The 18,887-nt window shown below is 50.6% G+C and carries 15 protein-coding genes and 1 pseudogene; 12 read left to right on the top strand and 4 right to left on the bottom strand.

Annotated elements, in window-relative coordinates:
• Positions 1–377 precede the first annotated feature (377 nt).
• The 7 genes from ACO6V1_RS12855 to ACO6V1_RS12885 all read left to right on the top strand — a co-directional run bounded on the left by ACO6V1_RS12855 (position 378) and on the right by ACO6V1_RS12885 (position 10,030).
• Complete coding sequence (locus ACO6V1_RS12855; protein WP_422467093.1) at positions 378–1,133, top strand: efflux RND transporter periplasmic adaptor subunit; 756 nt, start codon at positions 378–380, stop codon at positions 1,131–1,133.
• The gene (locus ACO6V1_RS12860) at positions 1,130–4,150 is read left to right on the top strand and encodes an efflux RND transporter permease subunit (protein WP_422463957.1); all 3,021 of its coding nucleotides are present in this window, start codon (positions 1,130–1,132) and stop codon (positions 4,148–4,150) included. The genes ACO6V1_RS12855 and ACO6V1_RS12860 overlap by 4 nt, the downstream gene beginning before the upstream one ends.
• Before the next feature lie 72 nt (positions 4,151–4,222).
• Entirely contained in the window at positions 4,223–4,900 is a 678-nt protein-coding gene (locus ACO6V1_RS12865; RefSeq protein WP_422467095.1) for a response regulator transcription factor, read from the top strand.
• A complete protein-coding gene (locus tag ACO6V1_RS12870) occupies positions 4,900–6,165 on the top strand; it encodes a histidine kinase dimerization/phospho-acceptor domain-containing protein (protein ID WP_422467097.1) in 1,266 nt (421 codons plus the stop codon). The genes ACO6V1_RS12865 and ACO6V1_RS12870 overlap by 1 nt, the downstream gene beginning before the upstream one ends.
• Positions 6,166–6,253: 88 nt before the next feature.
• A complete protein-coding gene (locus tag ACO6V1_RS12875) occupies positions 6,254–6,388 on the top strand; it encodes a hypothetical protein (RefSeq protein ID WP_422450918.1) in 135 nt (44 codons plus the stop codon).
• A gap of 65 nt (positions 6,389–6,453) precedes the next feature.
• The gene (locus ACO6V1_RS12880) at positions 6,454–8,820 is read left to right on the top strand and encodes a hypothetical protein (RefSeq protein WP_422467099.1); all 2,367 of its coding nucleotides are present in this window, start codon (positions 6,454–6,456) and stop codon (positions 8,818–8,820) included.
• Between the two features lie 184 nt (positions 8,821–9,004).
• Positions 9,005–10,030, top strand: coding sequence for a hypothetical protein (locus ACO6V1_RS12885; protein ID WP_422450915.1), 1,026 nt, complete (start codon positions 9,005–9,007; stop codon positions 10,028–10,030).
• Between the two features lie 12 nt (positions 10,031–10,042).
• On the opposite strand, the gene ACO6V1_RS12890 is transcribed toward ACO6V1_RS12885, so the two are convergent.
• The 3 genes from ACO6V1_RS12890 to ACO6V1_RS12900 form a co-directional block, all read right to left on the bottom strand.
• Positions 10,043–10,981: a hypothetical protein gene (locus tag ACO6V1_RS12890; RefSeq protein ID WP_422450914.1), complete on the bottom strand. Its 939-nt coding sequence runs from the start codon at positions 10,979–10,981 to the stop codon at positions 10,043–10,045.
• A 553-nt stretch (positions 10,982–11,534) separates the two neighbouring features.
• Positions 11,535–12,521 (bottom strand): hypothetical protein, encoded by a 987-nt coding sequence (locus ACO6V1_RS12895; protein ID WP_422461191.1) that lies wholly within the window; start codon positions 12,519–12,521, stop codon positions 11,535–11,537.
• 8 nt (positions 12,522–12,529) lie between these two features.
• Positions 12,530–13,180, bottom strand: a complete 651-nt coding sequence (locus tag ACO6V1_RS12900) for a hypothetical protein (RefSeq protein WP_422450911.1) — start codon at positions 13,178–13,180, stop codon at positions 12,530–12,532.
• Positions 13,181–13,458: 278 nt separating this feature from the next.
• Between ACO6V1_RS12900 and ACO6V1_RS12905 the strand changes: the two are divergent.
• The 5 genes and pseudogenes from ACO6V1_RS12905 to ACO6V1_RS12925 all read left to right on the top strand — a co-directional run.
• Positions 13,459–13,647, top strand: a pseudogene (locus tag ACO6V1_RS12905) (transposase); the annotation flags it as partial.
• A 166-nt stretch (positions 13,648–13,813) separates the two neighbouring features.
• Positions 13,814–15,793: a penicillin-binding protein activator gene (locus tag ACO6V1_RS12910; protein ID WP_422450909.1), complete on the top strand. Its 1,980-nt coding sequence runs from the start codon at positions 13,814–13,816 to the stop codon at positions 15,791–15,793.
• Positions 15,771–16,145, top strand: a complete 375-nt coding sequence (locus ACO6V1_RS12915; RefSeq protein ID WP_209201170.1) for a YraN family protein — start codon at positions 15,771–15,773, stop codon at positions 16,143–16,145. Before ACO6V1_RS12910 ends, ACO6V1_RS12915 begins: the two co-directional genes overlap by 23 nt.
• Before the next feature lie 98 nt (positions 16,146–16,243).
• Positions 16,244–16,828: a phosphoheptose isomerase gene (locus ACO6V1_RS12920; RefSeq protein ID WP_422450907.1), complete on the top strand. Its 585-nt coding sequence runs from the start codon at positions 16,244–16,246 to the stop codon at positions 16,826–16,828.
• Positions 16,829–16,868: 40 nt separating this feature from the next.
• Positions 16,869–17,453 carry a BON domain-containing protein gene (locus ACO6V1_RS12925; protein ID WP_422467101.1) on the top strand — a complete coding sequence of 195 codons (585 nt, stop codon included), beginning with the start codon at positions 16,869–16,871 and terminating at the stop codon, positions 17,451–17,453.
• Between the two features lie 247 nt (positions 17,454–17,700).
• Here ACO6V1_RS12925 and ACO6V1_RS12930 read toward each other — a convergent pair whose 3' ends face one another.
• A complete protein-coding gene (locus tag ACO6V1_RS12930) occupies positions 17,701–18,762 on the bottom strand; it encodes an ankyrin repeat domain-containing protein (protein WP_422467103.1) in 1,062 nt (353 codons plus the stop codon).
• Positions 18,763–18,887 lie beyond the last annotated feature (125 nt).

The raw sequence follows: 18,887 nt of genomic DNA on the forward strand, positions 1-18,887 counted from the left end.
TCTTATATCCCCGCCCGCATTGGGCGAGGGTTTACGACGATTTTGCTAAGCAGCACACTGTTTTGGGTTGCTTCTGAACCATATGAAACAGTTCATCCCCCTTGCCCGTATTACCCCCCTTGGCTCAGCTCTTTCTTATCCAGCTCAAGGACAAAGTGCGCTTTTATATTATCTTTCCAGTCTTTTACCGGTCAGCAATGCAGATTGAATATAGACGATTTTCACATAACCAACATTTTTTTCACGCTACCTGGCATACGATCACCAACCGGGTCAAAACGGAAAAAAGAGACACTGCTTTAACGAGATTTAAAATTTGGAGTCTGATCACTATCATGAGAAAAATTGTATTACTTACATGTCTTTTATTTTCGTCATTGCTACGCGCAAATGAATTCGATCCCGGTCAGTACAGCGTTGCACCACTGTTGCCCGAAAAGTTGGTTGTGGTCCGTAGCCAGGTGTCCGGTGTTGTCGATGCCTACAACTTTGAAAATGGGGATCCGGTCAAAAAGGGCAACGCTCTGTTAGCCATCTCCGCCAGAGATTACACACTCAATCTCAATCTGGCCAGATATGAGCTGGATGTGAGCAAAAGTGAGCTGGCAACCCAGCAGAAACAGTTGGCACGTTTTCAGTCCATGTACAAGACCAAAGGTATCTCCGCCAGTGATCTGGATAACCAGACACGGTTGACTAATATCAGCCAGGCACAGCGTAATGCCAGCAATGTCCGATACGACATTGCCCGGGAAACCCTCAACAAGTCTGCTCCCAAGGCACCGTTTTCCGGAGTGATTGTTGAGCGTACTGTCGAGCTTGGGCAGTTTATCTCTGTCGGTGACCCTCTCTATACCATCGTTGATACCCAGCAGCTCAAAGCACGCTTTCATCTTCTGGAAGCGGACTTTACTCGCCTGAAAAAAGGCGACCAGCTGAAGGTGGTTGTGCCATCCATCGGGCAGTCATTGACCGGTCATGTGACTGTACTCTCTCCTGCTATTCAGGCAGATGCCCCCGGATTTCTGGTGGAGGTCACCGTCAATAACGGTGCCGGCAAACTGAGTGCCGGTATGGAGTCACGTGTTTATCTGGACGTCACTGGTCGCACAACCACTGGGGAAGCACGATGAACACATTGCTGGAACTGTTATCACTGCGCAAGTTTGCTGCCAAGGCGCTGACCTTTCTGATCATCGCTACCGGGGTGTTTATCGCCATTGGCCTGCCGATGGCAGAAAAGCCCCGTTACGACATGATGAGCGGCAATATCACCACAAGTTATCCCGGTGCCACGGCACTGGATATCGAGAGCAATATCACCAGCAAGATCGAGAAAGAGTTACTGTCGATATCCAGCATCAAGGAATTTACCTCCACGTCTGAGAACGGTAGCTCCAGTATCCGGGTGACTCTGGAGAGCGATGTCTCCGATCCAAATGCGACCTATCAGGATATTCGTGATGCACTGACCAAGGTCTCTGGGCTGCCCGCCGGTGTCACCGATGGGCCGACCTTTTCTGCGACAAAGTCCTATAGCCTGGACTTTATGGTGGTCGGTATCGCCGGTTCCGATGCGGTGTCGTACAGTGAGTTGCGAAAGCAGGCCAGGGATCTGGAGCTAAAAATACGGCAAATTGAAGGTATCGGTGATATTCATACCACAGACCTTCGTGATCCCGAGTTTCTGATCGCCCTGGAACCCATATCCCTGAAGCGCTACGGTCTGACCGTCGATGAAGTGGCCGCACTGGTTGCCCAGCGTAATGCACTGATCAGCGGTGGTCGTCTGGATCAGCTGAAAAACAGCCCTGAGCTGATTACCGCTGCCGAGCTGAAAAGTGTCGAACAGTTGCGGGAGATGATGATCGGTTTTGCCCCTCGTCTGAAGCTCAAGGATGTTGCCGGAGATATTCGGGAGAGTTTTGCCAAGGGCGAAGTCTACGGTTCGATCAATGGCAACAAGAGTATTGTTTTCGACCTGCGCACCAATGAGAGTGGCGATGTACTGAGTACGGCTGAAAACGTCCGCAATCTGCTGGCGAAAGAGCAGGAGCTGCTGGGCAAGAACTATACGCTGGGTGTCGGCTTTGATCTCTCTAACGAGATTCAGGAGAAAGCCTCGATTGTACAGAGTAATGGTCTGATTGGCCTCGGTCTGGTGCTGGTAACTCTGGCACTGTTCCTGAGAAAGCGGATCGCCCTGTGGGTGGCAATATCTATCCCGGTCTGTATTTTCGGTACCCTGGCAGTGTTGCCGGCCTTTGGTCAGATTCTCGATGTCTTTACCCTGTCTGCACTGATCCTGATTATCGGCATTATTGTCGATGACGCGGTCGTGGTCAGTGATCGTATAGTGGCACTGGTGGAAGAGGGCTACGAGCTGGAACGTGCCGTCACCGAAGGTATAAAAAGCGTTTTTCCAGCGGTGCTGGCCAGCGTGCTTTCCACCATGATTGCCTTTGTGCCGCTGCTGTTCCTGCCCGGTAACAGTGGCAAGATGATGTATGTGATTCCGCTCACCGTCATTATCGCCCTCTGTTTCTCGTTTATTGATGCACTGTTGTTTATTCCGGCACACCTGAAAGGCGTGTTCAAGCAGGGAGAGGCGGTTGCCAAAGAGGGATCCAGACAGCTTAAGTGGCTGAATACCATCGTTGCCAGCCTGATTCGCAAGCGTGCTGTTTTCCTGCCGGTTATGGTGGCCACCATTATTGGTCTGGGGGTGGTTTCGTACCAGAGTTTGACCTATCTGTTCTTCCCGGTCGATGGTGCTTACATTATCGAGATGGAAGCGGAAGCGGATACTGAACTTTCCCTGGATGAAGTCTGGAAAGAGACCCGGGCACTGGAAAAGATTATCAAGAATACCCCGGAAGTGGCGGCCTGGTACGGTCAGGTCGGAACACCGGCCAGCACCTGGGGTGTCTCCCTGGTACCGGCCAACCAGCGCGATCGCAGTGCCGAGCAGATCGTTGCCGACTGGGAGAAGCAGGCCGAGAGTATTACCGGCCTTGCCCAGATCGAGTTTGATGTCGATGGCGGTGGTCCGCCAGCTGGTCGTCCGGTAGACCTGCGGGTTGTCGGCGGCAGTGACGAAGGCCGCGAGAAGCTGGCCAATGGCCTAGTGGCATTTTTGCAGGAGATACCCGGCAGTCATCGGGTACGGCGAGATCTCAATGCACCATCACCACAGGCGCAGGCAGTGTTGCAGTACGACTGGCTCAACTATTACGGTATCAGCGCTACGCAGGTCGGAGATATTATCAAGTACGCTATTGATGGCCAGCGCGTGACGCGGGTCTTCAACGGTGAGGAAGAGGTTCACTTTCGTGTGGCGCTTGACGACAATGATCGACTGTTGACCGAGCTGGATGAATTGCTGGTGCGCGGCAAGAATAACCAGCTGATACCTTTGCGCAAGCTGGTACGCTGGGAATTTACCGATGCTCTGGCTGGTATCGACCATTACAACGGCAAGCGGGTAATTCGGGTTTCGGCGGGTCTGGATACCACCATAACCGATCCGGTGGCGGTCTTTGATCAGGTGCAGACCCGGTTCGCTACCGCTAACATGAGCACCGATTATCAGGGTGCGAGTATTATCGTTACCGGCCAGATTCTGGAAACTCTGGAGGCGGAGCGAGGATTTTCTGTTGCTATCGGTTTTGCCCTGTTTGGCATCCTGCTACTGCTGTTGCTGCTGTTTGACCGTGTCTTCGAAACATTGATCGTACTGTCTGTTATTCCTTTGGGTATCTGCGGTGCACTGTTTATCCTGTTCATCCATGGTCAGGTACTGAGCTTCTTCGCCATTATCGGTATGATCGCCCTGATCGGTATTATGGTAAACAACAGCCTGGTGCTGGTATGGCACCTGATGGAGACCGAGCAGGCATGCACCAGGGCGAATATGGTGGAGTTTGTCATCAAGGGTACCCAGAGCCGTGTACGTCCTATTTTGCTGACAACGGTGACCACTGTTGCCGGTCTGACCCCCCTGGCCTATGGCCTCGGCGGCTACGATAACTACATGTCGCCCATGGCGCTGGTCGTTGGCTGGGGCTGCGTGATCTCGATGATGGTAACATTGACTGTGATTCCTTCCCTCTACCTGCTGGTTAAACAGCGGCAGTTTGGTAAGGCCTGATCGTTGATCTTTATGCGGGGACTCAATAGTTGAGTCCCTTTTTTTATTCTGGTTTTTATTGTGGAGCGGCCAGTGGAAAGAATACTGCTGATTGAAGATAACCGTGAAGTGGCAGGTGTTATTTTTGATTACTTTGAGAGCCTGGGTGTTGAGCTGGACTATGCCGATAATGGCGAGCAGGGTTTGCAGCTGGCGATGGCCGAGAAGTTTGATCTGATCCTGCTTGATCTTATGTTGCCCCGGATGGATGGCCTTACTGTCTGCAACAAACTGCGCGATGCGGGCAACAGTACGCCGGTATTGATGCTGACCGCGCTGGATAATCGGGAGGATATGCTAAACGGCTTCAGGCACGGGGCGGATGATTACCTGACCAAGCCCTTTGATCTTGAGATTCTGGAGGCGCGCATGAATGCGCTGATCCGCCGTTACCACGGCAAAACCGCGTCCTCCACGATTACCTTCAAATCGTTGCATATCGATCAGAAGACGCGGCAAGCCTATCGCAATGGTCAGTTACTGACGTTGAACCCCACCACCTACACGATACTGGAGCTTCTCTGCCAGCAGGCACCAGAAGTTGTTACCCGCCAGGAGATAGCCCGAAAACTCTGGGACGATGATGACGAACCCGGCAGTGATGTTATGAGAAGCCATATCTATCAACTGCGCAGCCAGTTGGACAAACCCTTTGCCACGCCGATGTTAGTGACCATTCCCAAGGTCGGCTACCGGTTAGAGGAAGTGTGATGCCCATTCGTTATCTGGTCAGCACCAAAACCATGACCGGTCGTCTGGCCGCTTTTTTTGCTGCCATCTCGATTTTTGTCGGTATCGGCACTTTCAGCATGGTGCACTGGGCGTTGCGCTGGTCGGAGGATCGGGTGAGTGAACGGCGCATGCTGATTGATCGTGATGAAGCGATTGCACGCTTTCAGACGGGGGAAAGTGGCAAAATCACGCTCGATGTCCAGACCGTGGCATACAACGATATGTCTCTGTTGCCGCAGGTTTATCAGGTAGTACTTCGTAACGAAAGGCATCACTTGAGAGAGGTCGCTGCGCTTAATGGTGCTGGCGGCGATCTGCTTTACAAAGGCAGTTACTCCGATCAAGACGGCAAGCACGATCTGGTGCTGGTATCAAAAGTTGACAGCGTTGAGTTGGGCAAGTGGGAAATCATCTCTATCAGTTCGATCGTTATCTGTCTGGTCTTTTTGCTAATGGCTCTGTTTGGTATTTTGCTCTACCGGCTCTCCAAAAACCTGATCGCGCCACTGAATGCCATTGCCGAACAGCTGGAAAGGCAGACCGGTGATTCCAACGCCGAGTTTACCGTCTCCCGCCTGGCTGCTGATGAGTTCAAAACGTTAACGCGCCATCTGAATCAGTACCGTCTTGATCTGCACCAGACCCTGAAGCGGGAGCAGGCCTTTGCCTGCTATGCCAGCCATGAACTGCGGACACCGCTGACTGTTGCCAAGGGGGCAGCGAAACTGCTGTCCCGTGGCGAGAAAACAGCATTTCAGGAACGACAGGTAACGCGCATCACCGATGCTATCGAGCAGATGGGTACCATGGTTGATGCGCTGCTGGCTATGGTGCGTTACGAGCGCAATATGGATGATGCGCCGTTGCGTACAGTGACCAAAACGGAGATAGAGGCCATTATCGCAGTCAATGCTTCGGCTGCCAGAGGTAAACAGCTGCGTACTGTCCTTACCTTTACTGACGAACCGGAAATTCGCGCGACACCTGCTGTCTTGAATATGGTGCTGGGTAATCTGATTCGTAACGCGGTAGCCATAACACCTGATGGGGAAATCACCATTCAGGTCAGCAGGGAGGGTGTACAGGTGATAGATGACGGCCCCGGACTGGGCGACATTCCTCGTAAAAACGGGCACGGGCTTGGCCTGTTGATTGTCGATGATCTGGCCCGTCGTTATGGCTGGACGTTTACCCTTGCCAACCATGCGGGACGCGGCTGTCTGGCCGAAATCGGTTTTTCTTGAATATTTTCCAATTCCTTTCACCCTTTTTTTACACGTCCATGGGTAATCTACGCATATCGATAAACACATGAGTGAACAGGACATTCACATGACTGATATGCCGATGAGCGTTGTTATCATTACGCTGAACGAAGAAAAGAATATTGGCCGCTTGCTTGATGATCTTCAGCAGCAACTTTTTGGATATAGAGGGATGTTTACCCCTCTCCCCACAACACCATAAATGGAACCAAATAATCATATTGAGGTCGAAAGGCGGTGTTTATAGCCAAGTGTGCAGGGTTTATCTTGAAAGCGACAGCATTAACCTACTCTCACCCAAAGCCTGTTTTACGGGTTGGTCGACAAACCGGTTCCAACGGGATTCCTGCCCCCTCCGGCAGCACATTTATCGGTAAAAGAATATCAAATCTTCAGTCTAACAGAGGGAAAACCACTGCCCCGGATGAAGGCAAATGGATTGAGGACGCCTTTTGGAAAAGAAAACCATTAAACGGGCGTCATGTGACCTCGGCGGTGGTGCTTCAAGCTTATTATAAATATGACAAGAGCTCTCTAAGGCCTGGCCTCTTCCTGCAAAAACTTTGCTTGAAGAACATTCTACATGGCAATAAAAAGATTACCGCAGACCAGGTCATGCAAGAACTCAACCGGGAACCAGTTCAAAGCAACAAGCAGGCATTGGCGATAGCACGCTTCAAAGCGGAATGCTGCCATAGAGGTCTGTTGTTGAATAACCAGAAGGTCACACCGGAAGCGGTGGTTGAAGGTTATCAGGCGGCCAATGCCACACTGGAGTTAGCCCGTTTCAAGCAGGAATGTTGCCTGAACCACCTGCCGTTAAATGGCAGGGAAGTCACACCGGATGAGGTGGTTAAGGGTTTCCCGAATAGTCCGGAAGGCAGACTGGGGGTAGCGCGCTTCAACGAGAAATATTACCTGAGAGGGCTGGCGTTGGATGACCAGCAAGTCACGCCGGATACAGTGGCCAGGGGTTATCTGGCCATCAATGCGACACTGGAGCTGGCGCGCTTCAAAGAGACATGTTACCTGAAAGGCCTGCCGTTGAATGGCCAGCAGGTCACACCGGACGAGGTGATTACGGATTATGAGACCGCCGGGGCAGTACTGGAGCTGGCACGTTTCAAAGCTGAATGTTACCTGAAGGGCTTGTCTTTAAATGGCCAGCAGCTTGCATCGGGGGCAATAGCCAGGGATTTTCAGGAAGCCAATACGACACTGGACCAGGCACGCTTCAAAGAGGATTGTTGTTTCAGGGGCCTGACGTTGAATGGTCAGCATGTCACACCGGATGCGGTGGTTAAGGATTTTCGGGCAGCCAGGGCAACTCTGGAGCTGGTGCGCTTCAAAGCAGAATGTTGTCTGAAAGGTCTGCCGTTGCATGGCCATCATGTCACACCGGATGAGGTGGACAAGGAGTTCCCGGACAGCCCGGCAGGCAAACTGGGCAAAGCACGCTTCAAAGAGGCATGTTGCCTGAGGGGCCTGCTGTTGCATGGCCAGCAGGTCACACCGGATGAGGTGGTCAGGGACTTTCAGGAAATCAGGGCAACACTGGAATTAGTGCGCTTCAAAGCCGAATGTTGCCTGAAAAACCTGCCATTGAATGGCCAGCCAGTCATACCGGATACGGTGGTTAAGGATTTTCAGGCCGCCAAATTAATACTGGAACTGGCCAGCTTTAAGGGACAATGTTGCCTTTTGGGCCTGGCGTTGAATGGTCAGCAGGTCAAACCGGATTCAGTGGTTAAGGATTATCAGGCCGCCAGGGCCCCACTGGAACTGGCACGCTTCAAAGCAGAGTGTTGCCTGAGGGGCCAGCTGTTGAATGGCCATAAAGTTGCACCGGATGAGGTGATGAAGGATTTCCCGGAATGTCCGGAAGGCAAACTGGGGGCGATGCACTTTAAAGAGCAATGTTGCCTGAATGGCCTGGCGTTGAATGGCCAGCAGGTCATGCCGGATGAGGTGGTTAAGGATTTTCAGACCGCCAGGTCGACACTGGAGCTGGCACGTTTCAAAGCGGAATGTTGCCTGAGGGGGCTGTTGTTGAATGGCCAGGAGGTCACACCGGATGAGGTGGTCAAGGGTTTCCCGGTGAGTCCGGATGGCAAACTGAGAATGGCGTATTTCAAAGCGGAATGCTGCCTGAGGGGCTTACCGTTGGGTGGCCAGCAGGTTGCACCGGATACAGTGATTAAGCACTATCAGGCACTTCAGGCCAAATTGGAGTTATCGTACTTCAGAGCGGCATGTTACCTGAAAGGCCTGCCGTTGAGTGGCCAGCAGTTCACACCGAATGAGCTGGACAAGCAATTCCCGAATAGTCTGGAAGGTAAACTGGGGATAGCGCGCTTCAAAACGGCCTGTTTCCTGAGGCAACTCCCGTTGAATGGCCAACTGGTCACACCGGATGAGGTGGTTAAGGGTTACCGGGCCGTCAGGGCAACCCGGGAGCTGGCACACTTCAAGGCGGAATTTTGTCTGAGGGGTCTGCCGTTGAATGGCCAGCTGGTCACACCAAATGAGGTGGTTAAGGAATATGAACGGGGAGGCTGGTTGCACGATCGAGATTTTTTTTATTCTCATCTGCCATTGTCTGCAAAATCTCAGTTAACTTTAAGTATTTCATGATTTCATGAAAGTAACGCCAGTTAAAATATCGATAATGATACTTAAAGAAATAGACTACCGCTCATTAACCACTTTTTGTTGTAGCAAAGAGTGGTATGTTTGATGCCCTTCCCCAGCACAAAATAAATGGAACCTGACAGTTATATTGAGGTCAAATGTCGTTATTTGTAGTCAGGGGATTATTTTGCAAGCAACAGCCTCAGCTTACTATCACCCGGGGCCTGCCAGCCGGGTTGATCAACAAGCCGGTTCAAGCCGGTTTCCTGACCGCTTCGAAAGTACCTTTAACGGTAAAAGAGTCACCAGCCATCAGTATTATGGAGGTGCCACCGTTCCCCCGGATGGCAAAGATGTTGAGGATGCCTTTTGGGAAAAAAAACCATTACAAAAACGTAAAATAACCCCGGCTGATGTACTTACCGTTTATGGAATGGACACCAGTTCTCTTAGAAGCGGCTTCTTCCTGCAAAAGCTCTGCTTACGGAACATGCGATGTAACAGAAGAAAGATTACTCCGGATCAGGTCATTCAGGAATTCACCCGGATGCCAGACCGAAATCATAAGTACAAATTAGCGATAGCGCGCTTTCTGGATCAATGTTGCCTCAGAAGACTGCCGTTGCATGGTCAACAGGTCACACCGGATGCGGTGGTTAAGGGTTATCAGGCAACCGGGGCAGCACTGCCGCTGGCGCGCTTCATAGCGGAATGCTGCCTGCGGAGGATGACAATGTATGGCCAGCCTGTCACTCCGGATTTGGTGGTTAAGTGTTTTCAAGCCGCCAAGGCACCCCTGGGGATAGCGCGCTTCAAAGCAGAATGTTGCCTGAGGAGGCTGCCGCTGAATGGCCAGCCGGTCACTCCGGATGCGGTGGTTAAGGGTTTCCGGGCCGTCAGGGCCACATTGGAGGAGGCACGCTTCAAGGCAGAATGTTGCCTGAGACATCTGCCCTTGAATGGCCAGACGATCACTCCGGATGAAGTGGTTAAGAATTATCAGTCAGTCGGGGCAACACTGGAACTGGCACGCTTCAAAGAGGCATGTTGCCTGAGAAATCTGCTGTTGAATGGCCAGCCGGTCACTCCGGATGCGGTGGTCAGGGAATATGAACGGGGAGGCTGGTGGCGCGAAAGAAATATTTTTTGTTCTCAGCTGGGATTGAGTGCAGGAGAGTCGAAAATTCCTGCCCGGATAACAAGGAGGTATTAGAAGCGTTTAGTTTTAACCACCAGCAGCAAAAGTCCCCCTGCCTGTTCCAACATTACCTGCCCTGCTTTTAAGGGTAGGCAGTGTTGCATAGGAATCTTTATCGCTGACCAGCATATAAACACCACTGGGCCTTATTCCCGTTCGCCTGGCGTAGGCTTTCACGGAAGGGTAGTTGATTCCTGTGTCCGGATTATAACAACTGCCATCTGGCCGCTGCATAATATAGTGATCCCGCCTGACTTTGAGACCATGATCATCCAGACCGAGCATTGAGTAATTGCAAACATGTACAAGCAGCCGCTCATTCCGGCACAACCTCGGCGGTGAAGTGCGATGCACCGGACAATATTTTTTAATTTCTCTCCAGCTTACAGGATCTCTCTGCCCGAAATACCACTCGGTAAGCCATGATGAGCAATATAAGCGACTATCAAGCCCAAGCAGTCTGGTAGCATTCCTGATACCCACCGGACCAGAAGCAGGGCCGTTATTCAGGTCTCCAAGAAGATCAGGCTGCAACTCCCCATTACCACTGACAAGCCTGCCGGTAATTGCATAAATCGCCGCCTCAGCACTTCTGTCCAGAATGGACTGACCATTAAATTGATAGAGTCTATTGTTGGGTATTTGATTTATACCAAGCTCATAAGCTGCTTGCTGCAGGCACCTTGCCGCACAGCTATTGTGATACTGTTGCTTTGGCAAGGTATTGAAGTGGTTTTCACCCACCAATGTTACGCGCCTGCTGTCCAGGTAAGACTTGATAAATCTGGCATCACGCAAATCCCAGATTTGCTGGACCAAATCGGATTCCGGCACCGTCACTTTCCAGCGAAACAGCCAATAGGCAAATCCTTTAAGCCTGCCCAATCCCTTGCCGGTATTGTAGATACAGGATGCAGCATCACGACCGGAAAACTGCACATAACCTTCACTGATAGCAACACCCATATTGTCTTCCCTGAATAGCTGTCACAACCCAACAATGGTTGGGCATTTGGAGTATCTTACTTTGTCATTACCAAAACTTGAGTGACGAAGAAGTAAGCAAACCTGACAATTGATACCACTTAACCTGATCGATCCCCCTCCGGGAGCCATCCGGGACATGATTAACCACCGGCCCCGCTGGGTATGCATTGTGATCACAGATTAATAACCGTCAGTTCGACACGCTATTTGAACACTCTCTGTGCTGGTTCCATGCCTGTCGGCCTCAGGCAAAACTGATTCCTGCCAATAACAGGGAGCGAGCCGCCCGTGACTGGATAGAAAAGCAATACTGGAACGATATAGAGGCTTATTGCGAGACGCCAACAGAGGCTCCAGCTTGAACAGGACTTTAACCACAGGGTGGGTAGATTACCCGGAACTTCGTACGGAACTGGGTAAAATTTATCTGGCCCGTGAGGAATTGCTACCACTGCATAACAACCTGAGTGAACGACAGATCAGGGAATATGTGAAACATTTCCTTGCAATGCGTGGCAGACCATATATGACTCTATCTTTCGACAAACCTGGCTATCAAAGGAAAAAATGAGTCAGATTGAGGACAGTTAATCCACTCAGGGACTGGATCGATCTCTGTTTTATCTCTTCTGACAATGCGAATCGTGTTGAATTGTTCACTATATCTACTGATACTTTCCTCGAGCTTATGAATCGCTATATTTGACAGACAACCAAATGCAGATATATACAACGAGTTCCCGAGATAAAATTGAGAGTGTATTGGTTTAACAACGCCATCAACAGAGGTTTCACAAAACTGGACAATATCGCCCTTTAGGGGGCTTGCCGGGTCGAAGGGGAGTGTTTTTGCCTCTGGCAAAGACATATACCAGTCCTCCCATTGTGCATGGGTACGATCGATATCGTCGTAATAATTTATCCCGAATGCCAAATAATTAGCTAGCATATGACAACTCGCTCCAAGAGTTACCTCACCAGATCCCCACCAATTACGTATTTTGTCCGTTTGCCTGTATGAGATACAACCTGCAACACCTTTTTGCAATATTTGTACAATCCTGGACTCAAAACATTGTTGATACAAAGTCTTATTCTTTTCAGGAATGTCGCCAATGATCGCTGATTCAGTTAAAAGGGGAAAAGCTTTTTCTTGCTCTAAGCTTTCATACTGAACACCATCTATGTCAAAACAATATCCAGATATGGCATTCTCCTTGATAAATGGATAAGGACAGGAGGCTAACGAATAATATGAAGCGGGTGAGTGTACCCTCTCTAGAGTATCTTCCTCTTTGCGGCTGCCTTCAGCCATCGTTTTTAATGGCTGTTCAACTTTATTTTCACAATTTACGCTAACAATTGTGCGAGACTTCAGAAAAGACGACTCCGCATTTTGTTGCATCTCTGGAATAGATATACCCTCGCCTGCATTTGAGCCCTTATCACTTTGGGGAGAGTTTACAGGCATATGATCGCCCATTGACATTGTATTCAAACCTGTCCGAAGAATATCCATGTTATCTCTCATAAGCAGTTGGTAAGTAACACACCTTCAATTTCTTTTAGGTGAGGCAGATGGTAACGATATTTCTCAACCAGCGTGCCAGCAATAAAACTTACATCGGCAAAGCTACGATCAAACAGGCCGGAGGGTGCTGCTGCCGTGCTCAGGGTTTGGTCTGCCTTGTGGCGAACGACATCTCGCTGGTATTTCAGGATGACGTAACTGCCTGGCCTCTGCGCCAGACGGTGAGTGTATTTGTAATCAATGGTTTCATACTGGTCGGCATTTTTACCCTGCATTTCAGGTGCAGGGATATGAATCAGTTCAACCGGTACGCCTTCTGTGAAGCGTAACCCCTGGTCAGTGACACAGCCATCAGGTCGATATTTTTTTCTGCGCTCGCAGGTAATGGTTTCCATTTCTGGTGGCTGCTCAGATCCAACGCCCTGGAGGATCTCGCCAAATGCAAATTGATTCGGATTGTCGATCAACCGTTTTTCAGACTTTTCATCAAACAACTGTTGTTTAAACCAGTCCAGCTGATGTTTGAGAGATGCGTTTTCCTGTTTCAGGAACTCAGCGACAGATCTCTGTTCATGCAACAACGCCTGGAGCTGTTGCAGGTGAGAAAGCTGAGTGGCAGGCACAGGTGCTTTTTCCAAAAGAGTCATAGCGTTTGACTGTAGACACTATTCAGAATGTTTGCTGGCCGATATATCAGATTTTACATAACGCTTGTGGTAACGGACTGAGCGGGTATCAATGCCATCAATAATCATTTTAAGATCCGTTAATGCGAGTAACTGCCTGGCGACATGATCAGGATGAGAATAGAACTGCCCTTGCTCCAGGCGCTTACTCCAGATTCAGTACCTGTGATTCCGGGAAAAACATGATCAGCGTCGCATGTGGAGGATCACGCCATCCGGTAATTCGAGTTCCATATCCCACTTTCTGTTTGACTACGGCTAACACAGACAACCGAAAGCCAGTACCAGATCTCATTGAAGATTTAACCGGCTGGCTCTATGGGTATAAGGATTATATTTCAGAAAAGTTAGTGGCTTGGTTGAAAGAGAAAGGCTTAAATCTGGTAACGAAAGTGAGAAAGAACATGAAGCCAAAGGGGCTGACAGCATCATATTGATGTTTCTACACTAACAGAACGTGTACCGATGGCTTTCTGAGCGTCGAACTCACGTTAAATAAATTCGAACCAACAATAGCCATAACCTATAGTGTCGATTCCATGGCCTGTGTACAATCGAAGCTACTAATAAAGCCCCCCTGGCCCACGACTGCAAATGATGACTTATACAACCGCTCTGAGTAACAGCCTGCCCCGAAAGCTGGCAGCCATTGCTATCGCTGCGCTGATTCCTGCACTGATGACTGCCTGCTCATCACAGCCCAAAAGCCCACTTGTGCCAATCGCAAAATCGATCAAAAGCATCGACCAGCAGCTGGCCGAGGCAGCGCGACTCAGTTACCCGGAGCGAGCTACCCGGACGCTTGCCATCACCAGAGAGCTGATGAGTAAGGAACCGACCCGCACACAGCAGATTCTGGATCAAATGCCGTACCAGCAACTGCCCAAGCCAATCCAGGCGGAACTGGCGGTTCAGCAGGCTCAAATTGCCCAGATCAACAGTCAGGACTGGGCGGTGTTTGAGTGGCTTGATCGCGAGGCGGTTATTGTCAGTAACAGCACTGCCATTAATGCCCGGGCGCATACTCTGAAAGCACTGGCCTATGCCAGGTTTGGTGAATATCAGGCTTCCCTGGATGAGTGGCTGCTGGCTGGCCCCTACCTGACAGAAGCAGAACGTGAACCCCATTACGACAGTTTCTGGCAGACACTCCTGCATGTCCCGGCAGAGCGGCTCGACAGCCTGTATCAACAGGAAAAGTCACAAAAACTGAAAGGTTGGTTGGCCCTGGCCATAATCTATCAAACCGGTCGCAGCCTGGATCAGCAACTGGCCGGACTTGAACAGTGGAAGCGGGACTGGTCATCCCATCCGGCGCACAAGTATCTGCCCGGGGACTTTGAAACCCTGAAGAGCAGCTCAACCAGGCGTCCTGACAAAATCGCTCTTCTATTGCCCCTGTCCGGAAGGCTGAGCAAGGTCGGTGAAGCCCTTAGAGACGGCCTGCTGGCCTCTCACTATAAAGCCATGGGGTCCGGAGAACCTCTCCCGGAACTTCAGTTTTATAATACCCAGGACACCGATATCAACGATCTCGCCACCCGGGCCATTGAGGAGGGAGCACAGCTGATTATTGGCCCTCTGAGTAAAAGCCGGGTAAAAGCGATCAACAGTGATGTTACCAACCGTATCCCGGTTCTGGCGCTGAACTATATTGAGGACGCAGCCGACCCGCTGTCCGTTGATGGCACCTCGGCAACACCGGCCGGGTATCGTGCGGGTCTCTACCAATTCGGGCTCTCGGCAGAAGATGAAGCCATTATGGCCGCTGAACGAGGCAAACTGGATGGACACATGACGGCCATTATCATTACGCCGAACACCGAGTGGGGCAAGAAAATCAACGCCACTTTTACGGCCCGATGGGCAGAGCTCGGCGGTAAAGTTGTCGGCTCCGGCGAATTTGACCCGCAAACCCAGTTCAGTACCCTGGCTGGCAGCCTGTTGCACACCGATCAAAGCGAAGCGAGAGCCAGACAGCTGAACCGTGTTCTGGGTGAAGAGCTGGGATTCCAGGCTCGTCGACGCCAGGACGTGGACATGGTCTTTATTGGTGCCAGCCCCCAGGAAGCAAGACAGATCAAACCTGCCCTGGCCTATCAATACGCGCGCAATGTTCCGGTCTATGCAACATCCAGCGCATTTTCAGGCATTACCAATACCAGTCAGGATCAGGATATGGACGGGATTCGGGTTCCTGTCATGCCGTGGTTAATTCCCGGAACACCAGACCCGCTGGAACAACAGATCAATACCCTGTGGCAACAATCCAAAGGCCAACTGGGCACACTTTACGCGCTGGGTGCCGATGCCTACAGGCTCTACCCAAGACTCCAGCAACTGGCAAACCTGCAAGGCAGCCAACTGCCGGGAATGACCGGATCATTGAGTATTGCTCCGAGTGGAAAAGTCCGTCGTGAACTCTCGTGGCAAATATTCAGGAATGGCCGACTCACGCCACTCCCTATCGTGAAGCCCAAAACCCCGGAACGTGTCACCTCTGTGAAAAACAGAGTGACCAAACCAGCAACCACCACTACTTCCGCCCTCTATGCCCTGGAAGCTCAACCTTAGTAGCAGAAAGGGTGCCGAGGCAGAAAAAAGCGCCCTGTTGTTTTTGCAGCAGCAGGGACTGACCCTTTTGCATAGAAATTTTGCCTGCAAAGCCGGTGAAGTGGATTTGATTATGCTGGACCATGCCACCCTGGTTTTTGTCGAAGTTCGCTCCCGAAGCCATGTCCAATTCGGTAATGCCGCCAGCTCAATTGACCGAACCAAGCAACAGAAAATTCGCAAGACCGCCGCCGTTTATTTGCAAAAATACCGCCAGCACAGCCACAGGATCTGTCGATTTGATGCAATATCCATTGACAATCATGACGGCACAGGGCAAAACAGCTTAAAATGGATTAAAAGTGCTTTTTAAGAAATGATCTTAGAAGCAGAGAAATCTTCTGATCGCTGTTCAGAAGAGCGACTTCAGAAGAAAGAAAACCGGATGGTTTTCATTTCAAGGTTTCAGGCATGCATGAACGTATAACGCAACACTTTTCCGACAGCATCGACGCCAAAATCCGCTCGGCCGATACGCTCCCTCCGCTCATTGCCGACGCCGCAGAGCTGATGGTTCAATCTCTGCTGAACGAGGGAAAAATCATGGCCTGTGGCAATGGCGGCGCAGCCGGCGATGCCCAGCACTTTGTTTCTGAGCTGCTTAACCGGTTTGATCGTGAACGCCCTGCCCTGCCAGCCCTGTCACTTTGCGCAGACAGCCTGACCATGAGCTCCATCGCTAACGATTCCAGTTACAATGAAGTGTTCTCTAAACAGATACGGGCACTGGGTCACGAAGGTGACATACTGCTGGCCATCTCAGCCCACGGCAACTGCCCCAATATGGTTCAGGCCATACAGGCCGCCCATGACAGGAACATTCAGGTGATCGCCCTGACCGGCAAAGACGGTGGCGACATGGCGCGCCTGCTCCACCCGGAAGAGGTGGAAATCAGGGTGCCCGACATAAGCCCACAGCGCATACAGGAAGTGCATACCCTGGTTATTCATTGCCTGTGCGATCTGATTGATGAGTTCCTGTTTTCCGCTGAATAACCTGGCAAACCTTAATTTTTCACTATGCATGAGGGTCATCATGAAACCTATCGGCATTGCGCTCTACACCTGTCTGCTCACCGGATTACTGACCTTGTTAAGTGGTTGCGCCGCGCTGGTTGACTCCGTTAACGAAGAGCCTGTCAACATTGATAACAGCAAACGGACCTGGGGGTCCTGGGTAGATGACCAGACCATTGAAACCGTCACCGCTGTGAACATTAACAAGGCAGATCCGGCCCTGAGAGGGTCAAGAGTCAAGGTGATCAGCTTTAACGGTACTGTCTTGCTTATTGGCCAGGTTCCCAACGCAAACCTGAAAAGGCTGGCTGGTCAGACTGCACAGAGGGTGGAAAAGGTCCGTCAAGTCTACAATGAGCTGGAAATTGGCCCGAACGCCGATATCCTGGTGCAAAGTAACGACAGCTGGTTAACCACCAAAATCAAAACCTCAATGGTGACCAATGAAGCCGTTGTCGCTGACAGAATCAAAATCAATACAGAACAGGGAACGGTTTATCTGATGGGACTCATTACTCCCAAAATGGCACAGGAGGCCGTATCGATTGCCGCCAATACCTACGGAGTCTCACGAGTCGTAAAGGTGTTTGAGTACGTTCAATAATCAGCATAGAGAAATACCCATCGAACTTTCGATTGGTAAGTAGCTGGCCATATGAAATCATATATTTCTGGCTACTTGGGCAGGTGCTATGCGAGGCACAACGGAGGGAGCATAGCCATAGCTATGTGACCGCAGTTGTAACGAAGCAGAGTGCCTGAACAAGGAGTCAGAAATATATGATTTCATATGGTTAGCTACTTAGGTTTTTTTGATGAGCTGGAAGCCGGTCAACACAACTGATACCCGCTTATCGAATTGCACCGTAAGAAGCATTTTGACCAGCACGCAATGATGAGCATTCACTGGATGAATGGATTTTTCTTTCTCTTATGGCTTTTTTTATCATTTTCACAGTTTCTTTGTCTCCGCGATTGACCAGGGCGGCACTAAGAGGTGCCTTGGTGAAAGAATAACGCCCCAAGTTCAATATTTTCAATTTTTTCTCTGGGTCTGCTCCATTAGCTAATAAGAGTCTGACAATCTCATTATTACCATTCTGAGCTGCATAAAAGAGCGGCGTGGCCCCCTTTTTAGTAGCCAGGTTAACATCAGCCCCTTTGTTGATCAGCAACCGGGTCAGCCCAACATACCCTTTTTCCGCAGCATAAGAGAGCGGCGTGGACCCGTCTTCAGTAGCCAGGTTAACTTTAGCCCCCTTGCTAATCAGTAGCCGGGCCACCTCATCATTATCCTCCTGAACTGCAAAATAGAGCGGCGTAGTCTCCTTATAAGTAGCCACGTTAACTTCAGCCCCTTCGTCGATCAGCAGCCGGATCAGCCCAACATACCCTTTTTCCGCAGCATGAGAGAGTGGTGTGAACCCCTTTTTAGTTTTCAGGTTAACATTAGCCCCCTTGCTAATCAGTAGCCGGGCCACCTCATCATTATCCTCCTTAACTGCAAAATAGAGCGGCGTAGTCCCCTTATAAGTAGCCACGTTAACATCAGCCCCTTTGTCGATCAGCAGCCGGATCAGCTCAACATGCCCTTTTTCCGTAGCAGTAGAGAGTGGTGTGTACCCCTTTTTAGTTTTCAGGTTAACATCAGCCCCTTCGTGGATCAGCAGACGGGACAGCTCAACATACCCTTTTGTCGCAGCATCATAGAGCGGCGTGTACCCTTTGTTACCAGCCTGGTTAACACAAGCCCCTTTGCCGATCAGCAGCTGGGCCAGCTCAACATGACCTGCTTGCACAGCATATCTGAGCGGCGTGAACCCATCTTTAGTGACATAGTCAACATAAGCCCCTTGACCGATCAGTAGTCGAGCCAGCTCAACATGACTTCCAGCAACTGCAATAACCAGCAAGGAAACGATATCCCCGGATTTTTTGGATCGGTAATCCTGGTAAACAATAGATCTGTGCTTTTGCAGTTCCCTATCCAGACGGCCGAGATCACCGACCCTGCAGGCCGCCAGTGGTTCGGGCTCAT

This window comes from Endozoicomonas sp. ALC013 (assembly GCF_049310205.1).
Lineage (GTDB): Bacteria > Pseudomonadota > Gammaproteobacteria > Pseudomonadales > Endozoicomonadaceae > Endozoicomonas.